This window comes from Pseudomonas sp. PME37.24/025, assembly GCF_055556615.1.
Map to the genome: position 1 here is coordinate 236518 of NZ_JBVHNK010000007.1, position 15425 is coordinate 251942.

The 15425-nt window shown below is 58.2% G+C and carries 14 protein-coding genes; 6 read left to right on the plus strand and 8 right to left on the minus strand.

Annotated features, from left to right (window positions below; translation table 11 throughout):
- Window positions 1-38: 38 nt before the first annotated feature.
- Complete coding sequence (gene thrH, locus ACZ3HH_RS14810) at window positions 39-656, minus strand: bifunctional phosphoserine phosphatase/homoserine phosphotransferase ThrH (protein WP_465805612.1); 618 nt, start codon at window positions 654-656, stop codon at window positions 39-41.
- 174 nt (window positions 657-830) lie between these two features.
- On the opposite strand from thrH, the gene ACZ3HH_RS14815 reads away from it, so the two are divergent.
- The 3 genes from ACZ3HH_RS14815 to ACZ3HH_RS14825 all read left to right on the plus strand — a co-directional run bounded on the left by ACZ3HH_RS14815 (window position 831) and on the right by ACZ3HH_RS14825 (window position 4476).
- On the plus strand, window positions 831-1571 hold the full coding sequence (locus tag ACZ3HH_RS14815) for a phosphoadenylyl-sulfate reductase (RefSeq protein WP_008074131.1): 741 nt from the start codon (window positions 831-833) through the stop codon (window positions 1569-1571).
- Between the two features lie 575 nt (window positions 1572-2146).
- The gene (locus ACZ3HH_RS14820) at window positions 2147-3688 is read left to right on the plus strand and encodes an NCS1 family nucleobase:cation symporter-1 (protein ID WP_465805613.1); all 1542 of its coding nucleotides are present in this window, start codon (window positions 2147-2149) and stop codon (window positions 3686-3688) included.
- Between the two features lie 59 nt (window positions 3689-3747).
- On the plus strand, window positions 3748-4476 hold the full coding sequence (locus ACZ3HH_RS14825) for an aspartate/glutamate racemase family protein (protein WP_465805614.1): 729 nt from the start codon (window positions 3748-3750) through the stop codon (window positions 4474-4476).
- A 133-nt stretch (window positions 4477-4609) separates the two neighbouring features.
- Here the strand turns inward: ACZ3HH_RS14825 and ACZ3HH_RS14830 are convergent, their stop codons facing one another.
- Window positions 4610-5533 (minus strand): LysR family transcriptional regulator, encoded by a 924-nt coding sequence (locus tag ACZ3HH_RS14830; protein ID WP_465805615.1) that lies wholly within the window; start codon window positions 5531-5533, stop codon window positions 4610-4612.
- Window positions 5534-5657: 124 nt separating this feature from the next.
- Between ACZ3HH_RS14830 and ACZ3HH_RS14835 the strand changes: the two genes are divergently transcribed.
- Complete coding sequence (locus ACZ3HH_RS14835) at window positions 5658-6404, plus strand: 3-oxoacyl-ACP reductase family protein (RefSeq protein WP_465805688.1); 747 nt, start codon at window positions 5658-5660, stop codon at window positions 6402-6404.
- A gap of 190 nt (window positions 6405-6594) precedes the next feature.
- Here ACZ3HH_RS14835 and ACZ3HH_RS14840 read toward each other — a convergent pair whose 3' ends face one another.
- Window positions 6595-7290, minus strand: coding sequence for an HAD-IA family hydrolase (locus ACZ3HH_RS14840; RefSeq protein WP_465805616.1), 696 nt, complete (start codon window positions 7288-7290; stop codon window positions 6595-6597).
- A gap of 263 nt (window positions 7291-7553) precedes the next feature.
- Here ACZ3HH_RS14840 and ACZ3HH_RS14845 point away from each other — a divergent pair, with 263 nt between their 5' ends.
- Both ACZ3HH_RS14845 and ACZ3HH_RS14850 read left to right on the plus strand, forming a co-directional pair.
- A complete protein-coding gene (locus ACZ3HH_RS14845; protein ID WP_465805617.1) occupies window positions 7554-12422 on the plus strand; it encodes an RHS repeat-associated core domain-containing protein in 4869 nt (1622 codons plus the stop codon).
- A 2-nt stretch (window positions 12423-12424) separates the two neighbouring features.
- Window positions 12425-12850: a hypothetical protein gene (locus tag ACZ3HH_RS14850; RefSeq protein WP_465805618.1), complete on the plus strand. Its 426-nt coding sequence runs from the start codon at window positions 12425-12427 to the stop codon at window positions 12848-12850.
- A gap of 137 nt (window positions 12851-12987) precedes the next feature.
- Here ACZ3HH_RS14850 and ACZ3HH_RS14855 read toward each other — a convergent pair whose 3' ends face one another.
- The 5 genes from ACZ3HH_RS14855 to ACZ3HH_RS14875 form a co-directional block, all read right to left on the minus strand.
- Window positions 12988-13353 (minus strand): hypothetical protein, encoded by a 366-nt coding sequence (locus ACZ3HH_RS14855; protein ID WP_465805619.1) that lies wholly within the window; start codon window positions 13351-13353, stop codon window positions 12988-12990.
- A 101-nt stretch (window positions 13354-13454) separates the two neighbouring features.
- A complete protein-coding gene (locus ACZ3HH_RS14860) occupies window positions 13455-13673 on the minus strand; it encodes a hypothetical protein (protein ID WP_465805620.1) in 219 nt (72 codons plus the stop codon).
- Between the two features lie 108 nt (window positions 13674-13781).
- Complete coding sequence (locus ACZ3HH_RS14865; RefSeq protein WP_427625226.1) at window positions 13782-13952, minus strand: hypothetical protein; 171 nt, start codon at window positions 13950-13952, stop codon at window positions 13782-13784.
- A 128-nt stretch (window positions 13953-14080) separates the two neighbouring features.
- Window positions 14081-14506 (minus strand): glycine zipper domain-containing protein, encoded by a 426-nt coding sequence (locus ACZ3HH_RS14870; protein WP_465805621.1) that lies wholly within the window; start codon window positions 14504-14506, stop codon window positions 14081-14083.
- Window positions 14507-14762: 256 nt separating this feature from the next.
- Window positions 14763-15128, minus strand: coding sequence for a glycine zipper domain-containing protein (locus ACZ3HH_RS14875; protein WP_038979874.1), 366 nt, complete (start codon window positions 15126-15128; stop codon window positions 14763-14765).
- Between the last annotated feature and the right edge of the window lie 297 nt (window positions 15129-15425).

Sequence of the window (15425 nt, forward strand, 5' to 3'; positions counted from 1 at the left end):
GGGAGCGGGCTTGCCCGCGATGGGGCCCTCGCAGACGACTACAAATTCAACGCCCGATTCGAAGCCTTGATGAACTCTTGCTTCAACTCCGCAAAGCTGTGCACCGCCGGGAACTGTGGAAATTCGCGAATCACATTGTCCGGCGCATGGAACAGAATCCCGGCATCGGCCTCGCCCAGCATCGTCGTGTCGTTGTAGGAGTCCCCCGCCGCGATCACCCGATAGTAGAGGCTCTTGAACGCCAACACCGACTGACGCTTGGGATCTTTCTGACGCAACTGATAGCCCGTGACCCGGCCGGCATCGTCGGTAATCAGACGATGGCAAAGCAAGGTCGGAAAGCCCAGTTGACGCATCAATGGCTGGGAAAACTCGTAAAAGGTGTCCGACAGAATCACCACCTGAAAGCGCTCACGCAGCCAGTCGACGAATTCGCTGGCGCCTTCCAGAGGCTTGAGCGTGGCGATCACTTCCTGGATGTCGGACAGCTTCAGGCCGTGCTCGTCGAGAATCCGCAACCGCTGCTTCATCAACACGTCGTAGTCGGGAATGTCCCGCGTGGTGGCCCTGAGGGACTCAATCCCGGTTTTTTCGGCAAAGGCGATCCAGATTTCCGGGACCAGCACACCTTCAAGATCCAGACAGGCAATTTCCACAAGACACTCCCATTTTGTACTGTTTATTGAGTCGAGCGAGCAAAAGGACTGCCGAACTCTAGCGACTCGTCCTTCTCTGTGCAACGCAGAGGGCGCACCAGCCGCCGCAGGATTTTGTTACCATCAGGCACATATAGAGCGCCCAGCGCCACCGACCTGTAGGAAGCCGCCCTGATGAGCCCATCGTTCGATGTCGTGGAACTCGCCACGACCTATGCCAACAAATCCGCCCAGGACATCCTGAAACTCGCGTTCGCCGAATTCGGCGATGACTTGTGGATCTCTTTCAGCGGCGCCGAGGATGTGGTGCTGGTGGACATGGCCTGGAAGCTGAACAAGAACGTCAAAGTGTTCAGCCTCGACACCGGCCGCTTGCACCCCGAGACCTACCGCTTCATCGAGCAGGTGCGCGAGCACTACAAGATCGATATCGAAGTGGTGTCGCCGGACTACACCAAGCTCGAACCTTTCGTGAAGGAAAAGGGCCTGTTCAGTTTCTACAAGGACGGTCATGGCGAGTGCTGCGGCATCCGCAAGATCGAGCCGTTGCGTCGCAAGCTCTCGGGCGTGACCGCCTGGGCCACCGGCCAGCGTCGGGACCAGAGCCCGGGCACCCGTAGCGCCGTCGCGGTGCTGGAAATCGATACTGCATTTTCCACACCGGAACGCACCCTGTACAAATTCAATCCGCTGGCGCAAATGACCAGCGAAGAGATCTGGGGTTACATCCGCATGCTGGAGCTGCCGTACAACAGCCTGCATGAGCGCGGCTTCATCAGCATCGGCTGCGAGCCTTGCACTCGCCCGGTATTGCCGAACCAGCATGAGCGCGAAGGTCGTTGGTGGTGGGAAGAAGCCACGCAGAAAGAATGCGGGCTGCATGCCGGAAACATCATCAGCAAATCCAAAGCTTAATCCCCGCCTTATGCAATCCCTGTGGGAGCGGGTTTGCTCGCGAAGGCGGACTGTCAGTCAACATCAGTGTTGAATGTGACTGCCTCTTCGCGAGCAAGCCCGCTCCCACACGGGCCCTGGGTCAATCCGAACAATTGTGTACACAGAAATGTCACCGTAAGTGCCATATCTGTGTGCACTTTTAGTTTAAGCGCCCCAAAAAGTTACATCTCCCCGTCCTGACTTCCTCAATCGAACACTTCCACAAAATCCCGGAAAAAAATAATTACCTGTTCAATTGGTCAACTTATATCGCCGTTTTTTCAGCTACTTAGCTTCAATCAATAACAAAGCGAAATAAGCGTTAAGTTTTATAGATCACTGGATGGCATAGATTTGGCTTAAGTGAACATATGTTTTGTATACAATTAAATTCAAAACATACACACACTTTATATCCGCAGCCTGAAGCGCCCTATCCCGTACAGGCTGCAGATGCCCCGTAACCAATGATGCTCTCCCGGCCGCGACGAAGATTTGTCGAGCTCATGCTCATGCACAGTCATCGCGGCAACGAGCTTCAGGAGCCTGCCGGAATGCGTACTAGCCTCCCCAATAACAACATCGCGCTGGATCTGCCCTTCCCACCTTCCACCTCCGCCATTCATGATCAAACGTTTCAACCACCCGTAGTACTCAGCCCCCGCCTGCACAACAAGGACCTGGCGCCGACCAAGGCTGAAGGCCGGCGCTGGGGTCGTTACAGTATCTTCGCGTTGTGGACGAATGACGTGCACAACATTGCCAACTACTCCTTCGCCATTGGTCTGTATGCACTGGGCCTGGGCGGCTGGCAGATTCTGCTATCCCTGGGAATCGGCGCGGCGCTGGTGTATTGCTTCATGAACCTTTCCGGTTACATGGGCCAAAAAACCGGTGTGCCGTTTCCGGTGATCAGCCGGATCAGTTTCGGTATCCATGGGGCGCAGATTCCGGCATTGATTCGCGCCGTTATCGCCATTGCCTGGTTCGGGATTCAGACGTACCTGGCGTCAGTGGTCTTTCGCGTATTGTTGACGGCGGTGCATCCCGGCTTCGCCGATTACGACCATAACTCGATCCTCGGGCTGTCGAGCCTGGGTTGGGTATGTTTCGTGGCGATCTGGTTCGTGCAGTTGGCGATCCTGGCCTATGGCATGGAAATGGTTCGACGCTACGAGGCGTTTGCCGGCCCGGTGATTTTGTTGACCGTCGCCGCCCTCGCCGGGTGGATGTACTTCCAGGCCAACGCAACCATCGCCTGGTCGATTCGCGAGCCGCTGAGCGGCGGCGAGATGTGGCGCAACATCTTTGCGGGCGGCGCATTGTGGCTGTCGATCTACGGCACGCTGATCCTGAATTTCTGCGACTTCGCCCGTTCTTCACCGTGCCGCAAGACCATCCGGGTGGGTAACTTCTGGGGCCTGCCCGTCAACATTCTGGTATTCGCCGGGATCACGGTCCTGCTGTGCGGTGCGCAATTTCAGATCAATGGCCGGATCATCGAAAGCCCGACGGAGATCATCGCATCGATTCCCAATACCTTCTTTCTGGTACTCGGTTGCCTGGCGTTCCTGATTGTCACCGTGGCGGTGAACATCATGGCCAACTTCGTGGCCCCGGCCTTCGTACTGAGTAACCTGGCGCCCAAGTACCTGACCTTCCGCCGCGCCGGGCTGATCAGTGCGACCATCGCAGTGCTGATCCTGCCGTGGAACCTCTATAACAGTCCGCTGGTGATCGTCTACTTCCTGTCCGGCCTCGGTGCCCTGCTCGGCCCGTTGTACGGGGTGATCATGGTCGACTACTGGCAGGTACGAAAAGGCCGGATCAACGTGCCGCAGTTGTACAGCGAAGATCCCAATGGCGATTATTACTACAGCCATGGGGTTAACTTGCGTGCCGTGGCGGCGTTCATTCCGGCAGCTTTGATCGCCATTGTCCTGGCCCTGGTGCCAGGTTTCGACAGCGTCTCGCCGTTCTCCTGGCTGATTGGTGCCGGGATTGCCGGGATGCTCTACCTGATCATCGCCAAACGACAGCCTTACTACGCCGATGTCAGCGGTGAAGCCATCGCGGTCGATAACGTCAGCCATTGATCTCCGGGCGGCCCGATAGCGTCGGGCCGTAGAACCACCTCGCTATAAAAGGACCTCCCATGCGAATTCTCGTGGTCAACGTCAACACCACCGAATCCATTACCCAGGCCATCGCCCGCCAGGCCCAAGCCGTGGCCTCGCCCGGCACGGAAATCATCGGCCTGACCCCGCATTTTGGTGCCGACTCCATCGAAGGCAATTTCGAAAGTTATCTGGCTGCTATTGCGGTGATGGATCGGGTCATGTCCTACGATCAGCCCTTCGATGCGGTCATCCAGGCCGGTTATGGCGAGCACGGCCGCGAAGGTTTGCAGGAGTTGCTCAACGTGCCGGTGGTGGACATCACCGATGCCGGCGCCAGTACTGCGATGTTCCTCGGGCATGCCTATTCGGTGGTCACTACACTGGACCGCACCGTGCCGCTGATCGAGGATCGCCTCAAACTGTCCGGTCTCTGGGACCGCTGCGCGTCGGTACGGGCCAGCGGGTTGGCAGTGCTGGAGCTGGAGTCCGATCCAGAGCGTGCGCTGGAGGCGATTGTTCGGCAAGCGGAACTGGCGGTGAGTGAAGACAGGGCCGAGGTGATCTGCCTGGGCTGCGGCGGCATGGCCGGGCTGGATGAGCAGATTCGTCAGCGCACCGGCGTGCCGGTGGTGGATGGCGTGACCGCGGCGGTAACCATTGCCGAATCGCTGGTGCGGCTGGGGTTGTCGACGTCGAAAGTGCGGACGTATGCGACGCCTCGGCCGAAGACCATCATTGGTTGGCCGGGACGGTTTGGCAGGTAGACCGCGTTATCGTTCATCGCGGGCAAGCCACGCTCCCACAGGTTTTTGAGTCGTATCGTAATGATGTAAACGACACAAACCCTGTGGGAGCGCGGCTTGCCCGCGATGGCCACACCTCGGTCTCAAGCCAGGTTCAAAGCGCACTGAACCGCTGCCCCAACCCCTGCTCCGCAAACTGCTCAATGATAAAATCGACAAACGCCCGGGTCTTGCCCGGAAGCAGTTTATGTTCGGCGTAATAGATGGAGATGTTGCCGTCATCGACGTACCAGTCAGGCAACACCCGCTGCAACATCCCCGCATCCAGATAACCCACGGCAAACGGCATGCTCACCAACGCAATGCCCAACCCCTGAGCCGCCGTGGCGCAGGCGGCTTCCGAATCGCTCATGGTCATCCGCGCCTTGAGCGTCAGCGGGCTGTGTTGCCGAGTGCGACTGGTCAACTGCCAGGAACGCACGCGCCCCGTCTGCGGCGACCGTATCAAGATGCCATCATGGTGTTTGAGGTCGTCGGGCTCGACGATCGCCTCGCACCTCGCCAGATACCCGGCTGAAGCCACCAATACCCGATGGGCGGGCGTCAGCTTGCGCGCCACCACGCCCTGGGGCAGCTCGAATCCACCACCAATCGCCGCATCGAAACCCTGGCCGATCAGATCAACCTGGCGGTTATCGAAATGCCAGTCCGGGTTGATCACCGGAAAGCGCCGTAGAAACTCTCCCAGCAACGGCACGATGTACAAGCGCCCGAACACTGTGCCCATGCTGACTTTCAATGTGCCAGCGGGACGTCCTTCGGCGCTGGCCAGGTTGGCCACGGCATTCTGGATCGTGTGCAGGCTGGCGCTGACCTCACCGAGAAACAACTGGCCGGCCTCAGTCAGCGTCAAGCTACGCGTGCTGCGCTGAAACAGCCGCACACCCAGTCGCGCCTCCAGCTTGGCGACGCTCTTGCCCACCGCCGCTGGCGTCAGACTCAAGCGCCGCGCAGCTTCGGCGAAGCTGCCAACCTCGGCGCTGCGCACGAAGCATTCGATACTGCTGAAGGTTTCCATAAGCGCCACTATAAACTTTTGGTTTACACAGACTATAGCAATGACGGTCTACCCGGAGCGTATTGCGAAGCCGATACTCGACTCCGACAACAAGGCCGTCCGCCTTGAATTTCTGGAGATCGACATGACCACTCAACACCTCAGCGGTAAAGTAGCTCTGATTCAAGGCGGTTCACGCGGCATCGGTGCTGCCATCGTCAAACGCCTGGCCGCCGAAGGCGCGACCGTCGCCTTCACTTACGTCAGCTCCACAGCCAAAGCCGAAGAGCTGCAAAACAGCATCACCAGCGCAGGCGGCAAAGCCTTGGCCATCAAGGCCGACAGCGCCGATGCCGTCGCGATTCGCAATGCCGTTAATGCCACCGTCGAAGCCTTTGGGCGCCTGGACATCCTGGTCAACAACGCAGGCGTTTTGGCCGTCGCACCGCTGGAAGACTTCAAACTCGAAGACTTCGACCAGACCTTGGCCATCAACGTACGCAGTGTGTTCATCGCCACTCAGGAAGCAGCCAAACATATGACCGAAGGCGGTCGCATCATCAACATCGGCAGCACCAACGCCGAGCGCATGCCCTTCGCCGGTGGTGGCCCGTACGCCATGAGCAAATCGGCGCTGGTAGGCCTGACCAAAGGCCTGGCCCGCGACCTCGGCCCCCGGGGCATCACCGTCAACAACGTGCAACCGGGCCCGGTCGACACTGACATGAACCCCGCCAGCGGAGACTTCGCTGAAAGCCTGATCCCGCTGATGGCCGTGGGTCGTTACGGCAAAGTGGAAGAAATCGCCAGCTTCGTCGCTTATCTTGTCGGTCCCGAAGCCGGTTACATCACCGGTGCGAGCCTGACCATCGACGGCGGTTTCGGCGCCTGATACAGGTCACTTGTGGGAGCGGGCTTATGTGGTGAGGGGCTTGCCCCCGTTGGGGCGCGAAGCCCCCCCCCCCCTGAAACCAGTCACCGCGATCTTGAGTTAGACAGCGGTGACTGGTTTTACGACTGCTTCGCAGTCGAGCGGGGGCAAGCCCCCTCGCCACATAAGCCCGCTCCCACACTTACCGGCATTAAGCCCACTCGAGTGCCGGCAGGCCACATGCACTGGGCTTGAACGCCTTCAACGTACGAAGAATGCCATCGGCGTGTGCGTACTTTTCATCCGCCATCGCCGCATCCGGGATCGCAATCGCCGTCATCCCCGCCGCTTTCGCTGCGGTGACGCCGAACGGTGAATCCTCGAACACCAGGCAATCCTCAGGCGCGACACCCAGGCGCCGCGCCGCCGTCAGGAAGATATCCGGCGCTGGTTTGGCCGCGCCCACTTCCGGGTCATCAGCGGTAACGATGAAGTCGAACAGCGCAAACCAGTCGCGGTGCAAGGTGGTTTTCTGCCCGAACGACTGACGTGAAGAACTGGTGCCCACTGCAATAGGAATGTTATTGGCCTTCAAGTGCCGAACCAGCTCCTCCGCGCCAGGCATCGCCAGCGCCGTCGGAAAACGTTCGCGCATCAAGGGTTCGCGGATCACCAGGAACTCTTCGGCTGTAATCGGCAGGTCCAGCGCCTCGACTACATAGCGCGCCAGATCACCCGCGCCACGACCAATGATGTTCTGTTTGACGCTCCAGTCGAAGGTCCGGCCATAACGCCCGGCAATGATGGACGTGACCTCGGTGTAAATGCCCTCGGTATCCAGCAACAAGCCATCCATGTCGAAAATAACGGCCTTGATCGGGCCGAACTCATGCAAGGGTGCATTCATCGCATCTGATCCGTTTTCTCATGACATCCCAGGAGCGGCTAAGGCACGACCGGGTCCGTGATGGATTAAAGGGTTCAGCAGCATAGCGAGCGCGATTGGCAGAGAGCAACGGGCAATGCCTGGCGGATACAAAAAACTGTGTCGAGACGCCCGCGATGATTTAGCGATTTCCCCTACACCAAACACCTCCTTTCCCGACTTCTTTCCTCGTTGATCCCCCGCAAAGTCTCGCATTCCAAATTGATCAGCGCGAGGGACTGCGAATGTTCGAACCTGACAAGGTCCTGGCCTTGAACAATGCCATCGGCTTGCTGGTGATCGCCGCCATGAACCCCGAGCAGCCGGACGTCGAAGCGCTACTCGATGATTTTCGACTCTGCCTCAACGACTACGAGGCCTGGGCGGAAAAGTTCTGGACCGGAGGGGCGCTGAGTGTCGAACAAGTGTTCAAGGTCGGCAACGAAGTCCGGCTCAGCGCACCGAAGGACTCCACCACCCCTGTCAGTTCGACGCTCGCCATGTGCCCCGCCAGCGGTCCGTTGACCCTGGTGCACCTGTTTGAGGCCGCGCGTTTCGTGCCGATCGGCAATACGCCGGTGATGCTCGAACCGGTGATCTCGCAGCGCAATGGTGAACTGACATTCGGTGAGCCCGTCCACGAAACCATTGGCCCCAGCGGCATCCTCGAAATCCCCGAATGCTGGCGCGGCCAGCGTTATCGCATCACCTTCTTTCCCAATGTTTCGGCTGAGCACGTCAAAGCGCTCTATGCCTCCTATCAGGACGTGATCGGCGACCTGGAAGGCTGGTTGCGCAATGAGTGGTCGAGCGAATTCGAGCCTTTATGGGCAGGTTTTTCCGACGCAGGTTTCACCCAACGCTACGGCATGCTGCAACAGGCTGACTGGCGCGGTTTCGAGCGTTCGCTGCACGGTTTGTGGGATGACGTGAAGCAGGTCTACGCCCTGCTGGCAGACCTGCAAACCAACAGCGAAAAACTCCTTGAGTACCTGACCCAAGGCGAGCTTGAGACGTTACTGAACGCCTCGGCTGAAGCCATCGCCAATGTGTTGCTGATGTTGAGCGATGAGCCGTTGATGTTCATCCATCTCGCGGCTTTTACGAGTTGGCTGAGGATGCTGCCGCCGCAGTACATCGCCGAAGTCGTGGCGCAAATTCGTACAGAACTATTGATCAGTTTCCTTCTGGTACGACTTACTGGGCCTATTGGCCTGAAGCTCGGCATGAGCGCCAAAGTACTGGACAAGATCAAGTCCCAGCGAGCTAGGCAGTGGTTGGCTGCAGCCAGCTTGCGCTTGGCCGAACTGACGGCCAGATCCGACCTCACAGCCCACGCTGGCGCGCTCAAACCGCTCGTGGTCAACGCGCGAAATGCACCCTTGAAACCTGCACCGACGGCTCCTCTGCAGATCAGCGCTGGCGATTCGCCGGTTGTACAGGTGAACAATCCGGTCGCCATTGCTCGTGACAAGTCCGAAGCCATGACCCGACTGGGCCGTCACGAACCTCACGACGATGCATCGAGCCAGGCGAAAAATCCCAACGGCGACAGTGCCGATTGCGCGGCGCTGACCTGCACCAACGGCTGCCCGGTGTCGATGGTCACCGGCGAAGAACTGCTGACCCTGACCGACGGTGCGCTGGACGGGCTACTGCCGCTTGCCTTCACCCGGTTGTACCGCACCAGCGCGGTGGAGATCGATTGCGGGCTGGGCTGGGGCTGGAGCCATTCGCTGGCGCAGCGGTTGGAGCTGGATGATGAACAGGTCGTCTGGGTCGACCATGAAAACCGCCGCACCACGTTTCCGCTGCCAAGCGTCGAGCGCCCTGTGATCCACAACAGCCTTTCGAGGGCCGCGATTTACCTCGGAAGCGAACCGGAGGAGTTGATTCTCGCGCTAGCGGGCGAGACGAGCCGGTTCTACCACTTTCGAGGGGGCCGCTTAACGGCGATCAGCGACGCCTACAACAACCGCCTCCACATCACCCGCGACCGTCAGGATCGCATTCAACGTCTCGACAACGGCGCGGGTCGTTCGCTGCTGTTGTGCTACGAGCGCAGGCACCTCGTCGCCGTCGAGCACCAGTCGTTTCAACGCACCGATGACATGAATGAAGCCTGGCGTACAGAGCAGACGCTGGTTTTCTATCGCTACGACGCCCGCCAACGCTTGATCGAAGCGACCAACGCCGCAGGGGAAAGCGAGCGTTACGACTACGACGACCGGCACGTGATTCTGCAGCGGCAACTGGCCGGTGGCGCGAGCTTCTTCTGGGAGTGGGAACGCTCCGGCAAGGCGGCGCGCTGCGTCCGGCATTGGGCGTCGTTTGCGCAGATGGAGGCGCGCTATGCCTGGGATGAACAAGGCAGTGTCACCGTCCTGAACATCGATGGCAGCCAAGAGGTTTACATCCACGACGACCGGGCGCGTCTGGTGCGCAAGGTTGAGCTGAACGGTGGCGAACACCTCAAGGCCTATGACGATCAGGGTCGGCTGATTGCAGAGCAGGATCCGCTCGGGGCCGTCACCGAATACCGCTACGACGAAGTCGGGCGGTTGGTGGCGCTGATTCCGCCGGAAGACGAGCCAACATCCTACGAATATCGCAATGGTTTCCTGCATGCGCGCTATCGCGGCAAAGCGGTGTGGAAATATCAGCGCAATGCTCAGGGGGATGTCACCGAAGCCATCGATCCGGATGGCCAAGTCACTCACTATCACTACGACGCTCAGGGGCGTTTGCTGTCGATCCGCGCCCCGGACAACAGTCGACATGTCTTCATCCGGAACGGGCAGGGACAACTACTCGAAGAGACCTTGCCGGACGGTAGTCAGAGGCACTTTTCCTACGACGTATTGGGGCGGCAGATTACCCGTCAGGACGAATACGGTGCGCTCACCCAGTACCAATGGGATGCCGTCGGCCGACTGGTTCAGACGACGCTGCCTACCGGGGCCAGCCGCGGGTTCAGCTACAACGCCTACGGCAAGATCACCGCCGAACGCGATGAGCTGGGCCGCGTCACTCGCTATGAATACGCCGACGATTTGCACCTGGTCAGCCGCCGGATCAATCCCGATGGCACGCTACTGCGTTATCGCTACGACAACGCGCAGTTACGACTCACGGAAATCGAAAACGAATCCGGTGAACAGTATCGCCTGGACTACACGCCCAACGGCCTGATCCGACAGGAAACCGGCTTCGACGGCCGCCGCACCGCTTATAGCTACGACCTCAACGGCCACCTGCTGGAGAAAACCGAGTTCGGCGATGACGACTCGCAGCTGGTTACAGGGTATCAACGAGATTCGGCCGGACGCCTGTTGGTCAAGACCCTGCCCGATGGCGTCCAGGTCAAGTACCGCTACGATCGCCTCGGCCGACTGGTCAGTGTCGACGACAGCCACGACCATCCGCTGGAATTCGAATACGACGCCCAGGACAGGCTGATCACCGAGCACCAAAGTTGGGGCACCTTGCGTTACCGCTACGACGCGTGCGGCCGACTCAACCACCTGCGCCTGCCGGACAACAGCAAACTCGATTATCACCACGCCAAGGGCGGCGCGCTGACGGCCATTGACCTCAACGGCACACGCCTCACCACCCACCAGCGTGCCTTCGGTCGCGAACAAAACCGCCAACAGGGTCTGCTGCTCAGCGAATATGCCTACGACGACCAGGGCCGTTTGAAGGCCCACGCTGTCAGCCAACAGCAAAAAAACCTGTACCGCCGCGACTATGCCTACAGCCTCAACGGCAATCTCGACCACATCGCCGATACCCGCCACGGCCAGCGCAGCTACCAGTACGACTCGCTCGACCGCCTGACCCGCGTCCGCCATTCCCGTGACCAATCGCCGGAAAGCTTCGCCCACGACCCGGCGGGCAACCTGTTGATGCAGGATCGCCCCGGCGTTGCGAAGGTGCTGGGTAATCGCCTGCTGATGCAAGGCGACCGCCACTACGACTACGACGCCTTCGGCAACCTGATTCGCGAACGCCGCGGCACTGGGCAAAAACTCGTCACCGAATACCGTTACGACTGCCAACACCGATTGATCGGCGTCACCACTCCGGACGGTCGTTGCTCGAGTTACCGCTACGACGCCTTCGGCCGCCGCATCAGCAAATCCGTCGATGGCAAAACCACCGAGTTCTTCTGGCAAGGCGACCACCTCGTCACTGAACACAGCCAGGATCACCATCGAAGCTACATCTACGAACCCGGCACCTTCCGTCCACTGGCGATGCTCGACGGCAAAGGCCCACGCCAAGCCTGCCCGTTCTACTACCAACTCGACCACCTCGGCACACCGCAAGAACTCACCGACTACAGCGGTGACATCATCTGGGCCGCCCGATACACCGCCTATGGCCGCCTCACCCGCCTCAACCGCGACACCCACCAGGTCCTCGATCAGCCGTTGCGCTTTCAGGGGCAGTATTTCGACGCGGAAACCGGCCTGCACTACAACCGGCATCGCTACTACAATCCGGATGTCGGGCGGTACCTGACGCCGGATCCGAGCAAGTTGGCGGGCGGGTTAAACGGCTATCAGTACACACGCAATCCGGTGGGTTGGGTTGATCCGTTGGGGTTGAGTGAGTGCCCTGGAGGGGATGGGTGTAAGAAGCCGTCGTTTGGAGATGAGGATCCGGCGGGTAAGGTGGGGGTTGATGAGGGGGAGCCCGGCCCCCCAAATCCAAAACAAGAGAACTATTATTTATACCGTGGTGACGACCGAGAACCATGGGAAATTTTTGAGGCAGGATTTGAACCCTTGGGAGACAGTACAGATCTGTTTTTGCATGCATCAGATAACAGAAGCCCTCCCAGTTACTTTGTCAGCACTACGACAAACGAAAAAGAGGCAAAAAAGTTTGCCACAGGGTACGGTCTTGCTGACGGCTATATATATGTGCTGAAAAACATTCGCGGCATCGATGTAAATAAAGAATTGGGCATGATGTCACCACATCGGCGTGAGGCTGAGATAGCATTCCCAGGAGGAATAAAAAATCACAACATCGTGGGCGTCACCCCCGTCTACGATGATGGTAGCTATAAGGGCTACTCAATACCCAACCCTTTCAGGAAGTAACCATGAAAACAATAGACATTTTAATAAACAATCATGGGGTCATAGAAAGGGCCACAATCGAATGCGACAGAAAAAAACCGACACTCACATTCACGATGCAAAGTGGTTTAAAAAAAGTTTACACAGCCTATGACCTTTACGTGTGCTTTGGCATGTTAAGAGCCGACTATCCTGAGATAAAATTTCTGTGCAAAGGAGCCAAATTAAATGTTCATCCTTCACGAATGTCGTCCCAAATGTCTAGCGGCTTAGTCGCATACGAACTTAAACTTGGAAAACCTAGCGAAGAAGAGGACATAGTACGAATTTTCGACTACGAAGACGAAAATATTACTAGCAATATTGAAGAGCAAAAAACCTTCTATAAAAACTGGATCGGGTCATTAATTATTACAACGCAAAAAAAACCTGAAGATGATACTCAATAAAACAACCAACAACATAGAATCATGAATTCACGCAACACGCTCATCGAGCAAATGTGTCAAGCATCAGTGACGCCGGTGAAAAACATCCAGAGCCCAGCTCGACGCTGGGCTCAGTTGTACAGTAAAAAAACTCTGACTTAACCGCCAGAACCACCGGTTTTACCTCCACTTTCCGCTCCACCACCACTCTCATCAATTTCAAAATCACCTGACTCTCCAGACCCACTTCCAGAACCACTCCCCATCGAACTTCCATCGCTCATCGACCCACTTCCCTTCCCCGGGCTGGTGCTACTTCCATTGGCATCGCCGCCATTCCCGCCACCAATGGTATCCGGTGGCGGCGTCTTCCCATCCGAGGTACCCGCATTCATTTCCGAGTAAGGTGGCATCCCGCCCTTGTCGACCGGCGCATCGCGGCCAGAAGATTGAGCCAACGCCGCCAATGAACTGATCGACAATAAGCCGACCACTGTCAGGGTCGTCAGTTTTGACCTGATCATGGCGCACCTCCTTTAAAGAGTGCTTTACCTGACGTCTGGCAGCGTTCGCTTTTTAAAGTTGCCGCACAATCGACGAGCGGCGATGGATCGCTGCACAGGTTTCAGCTCGGTTCTCCCGATAGATCGTCACCGGCAATGTCCGGGTCATCGGGATTGGCTTCCACATCACCGCGCTTCACATCATCGGTGGGCACCTGCTCCACGCCAGTGTCGTCATCGTCGGGCGGGCGCTGATCGCGACTCAGTGAGTCGGTGGGTGAAGGCAGTGGATATTCGGGGGTATCGTCGTCGATATCGGAGTCTTTTGGATCAGCGTTCATAACGCACCTCTCAATGGATCTGAAAAGCAGATCCTGACATTTCGAGGACAACACGATAGGCACGGTTCGATCAGAGGGACGATCGGTCGGCCCGACCGCAAAGTACGATCACTCGTCGTCTTCCTCGTCGTACTCATCATTTTCGTAATTGCCCACATCGCCTGCGTCATCGGCGTCGTTGAGCGGCACCGTGGCGTCGTCCATCAGAGACCCCGGATCTTCGTTGCCAGGATCGTTGATCGGACCTTCATCTTCCATGCCTTCGGTTTCCGGAGTCATGACATGCCTCGCGACGTTCAGGGGTGTATGACGTTCGAGGCGTCCTACGGGCAAACGTTCCTGAGTCCTACTGACAGAAACGAAAAACCCGGCGCGGGGCCGGGTTTCTACTGTCACTCGATATCGAGTTAGCGATGCTTGTACTTATTTTTATGCTTGTGTTTGTAGTTGCCACCACCGGAATGCGAGCTGCCGCTGTCATTACCCAGGTTGCTGCCCACCGCGCCACCGGCTGCGCCGCCCACGCCTGCGCCAATGGTCGAACCAGTGGAGCCGCCCAGGCTATTGCCAATCACTGAGCCGCCCGCCGCGCCGAGACCACCGCCAACGGCCGCTTCTGTGCGGCTGCCCTTGCGCGCACCGACCGCGCTGCCTGCCGCACCGCCGACGCCAGCACCCACCGCGGCTCCTGTGCTGCCGCCTAATTGACCGCCGACCACGTTACCCAACGCGCCGCCAAGACCACCGCCCACTGCAGCGGTGCCGTCGCCGGCAGCCATCGCACCCTGAGCAACCAAAAGCCCCAAAACCACCGTGGACAATGTCAAACGCATGATATGAACCTCTAATTTCCGCATCGGGGGAAGAACGTGCCGCGGATAGGCCTCAGCCTGGTATCTGCGTCTATTGGACCTGGCCAATCATGACCATGGAACAGCAAACAAGATACCGACTGTACGAGATTTGAGCCATATACAGGAGAAACGTTCCAAAACGAAAAAGCCCAGCATCGAGCCGGGCTTTTTCAGCGGATCTGTCTCGTCCTGAACAAGGTTTGCACCCTGTTTCAGGACGAGACAATCATTACGATCAGTGGCGCTTTTTGGACAGATTGCTGCCCACGCCGCCGCCCAATGCACCACCCAGGCCGGCGCCGATGGTGGAACCTGTCTTGCCGCCCAGGCTGTTGCCAATCACCGAGCCGCCCGCCGCGCCCACACCGCCGCCAATGGCCGCTTTGGTGCGGCTGCCTTTGCGTGCTGCGACAGCACTGCCGGCTGCGCCCGCTACGCCAGCACCAATCGCTGCGCCTGTGCTGCCGCCCATTTTCTGACCGACCACATTACCCAGCGCACCACCCAGACCACCACCAAGCGCGGCAGTGCCGTCACCGGCAGCCATTGCACCTTGTGCAACCAAAAGGCCCAGAACCAGAGCAGGCAGTGTCAAACGCATAACGAGAACCTCAAAAAAAAGGGGGGAAACCGAAAGGCCGGAGATTGAATGCTTTAGAGGAGGCAAAGTCCAGACACAAACACGGGACAACCTCGTCATTGGCGACGGTTGGACAGCATTCATGGAAAAGGTTTTATGGCAGGCAAAAAAAAGCCCGCTGGGGAGACGGGCCAGGGTACTGCTTTCTAACGGATGAGCTGAGATTACGTAGGCACGTGTGAAAAGTTTGTGAAAAAGCCTACACGACTGTAGGACATTTCTCTGCATTGCCATCAAGCCATGCTTTTACCCTTCAAA

Bases quoted from the DNA above. Each gene is read 5' to 3' on its own strand.
- ACZ3HH_RS14815 (WP_008074131.1), top strand. From the start codon at position 831: ATGAGCCCATCGTTCGATGTCGTGGAACTCGCCACGACCTATGCCAAC.
- ACZ3HH_RS14820 (WP_465805613.1), top strand. From the start codon at position 2,147: ATGCGTACTAGCCTCCCCAATAACAACATCGCGCTGGATCTGCCCTTC.
- ACZ3HH_RS14825 (WP_465805614.1), top strand. From the start codon at position 3,748: ATGCGAATTCTCGTGGTCAACGTCAACACCACCGAATCCATTACCCAG.
- ACZ3HH_RS14830 (WP_465805615.1), bottom strand. From the start codon at position 5,533: ATGGAAACCTTCAGCAGTATCGAATGCTTCGTGCGCAGCGCCGAGGTT.
- ACZ3HH_RS14835 (WP_465805688.1), top strand. From the start codon at position 5,658: ATGACCACTCAACACCTCAGCGGTAAAGTAGCTCTGATTCAAGGCGGT.
- ACZ3HH_RS14840 (WP_465805616.1), bottom strand. From the start codon at position 7,290: ATGAATGCACCCTTGCATGAGTTCGGCCCGATCAAGGCCGTTATTTTC.
- ACZ3HH_RS14845 (WP_465805617.1), top strand. From the start codon at position 7,554: ATGTTCGAACCTGACAAGGTCCTGGCCTTGAACAATGCCATCGGCTTG.
- ACZ3HH_RS14850 (WP_465805618.1), top strand. From the start codon at position 12,425: ATGAAAACAATAGACATTTTAATAAACAATCATGGGGTCATAGAAAGG.
- ACZ3HH_RS14855 (WP_465805619.1), bottom strand. From the start codon at position 13,353: ATGATCAGGTCAAAACTGACGACCCTGACAGTGGTCGGCTTATTGTCG.
- ACZ3HH_RS14860 (WP_465805620.1), bottom strand. From the start codon at position 13,673: ATGAACGCTGATCCAAAAGACTCCGATATCGACGACGATACCCCCGAA.
- ACZ3HH_RS14865 (WP_427625226.1), bottom strand. From the start codon at position 13,952: ATGACTCCGGAAACCGAAGGCATGGAAGATGAAGGTCCGATCAACGAT.
- ACZ3HH_RS14870 (WP_465805621.1), bottom strand. From the start codon at position 14,506: ATGCGTTTGACATTGTCCACGGTGGTTTTGGGGCTTTTGGTTGCTCAG.
- ACZ3HH_RS14875 (WP_038979874.1), bottom strand. From the start codon at position 15,128: ATGCGTTTGACACTGCCTGCTCTGGTTCTGGGCCTTTTGGTTGCACAA.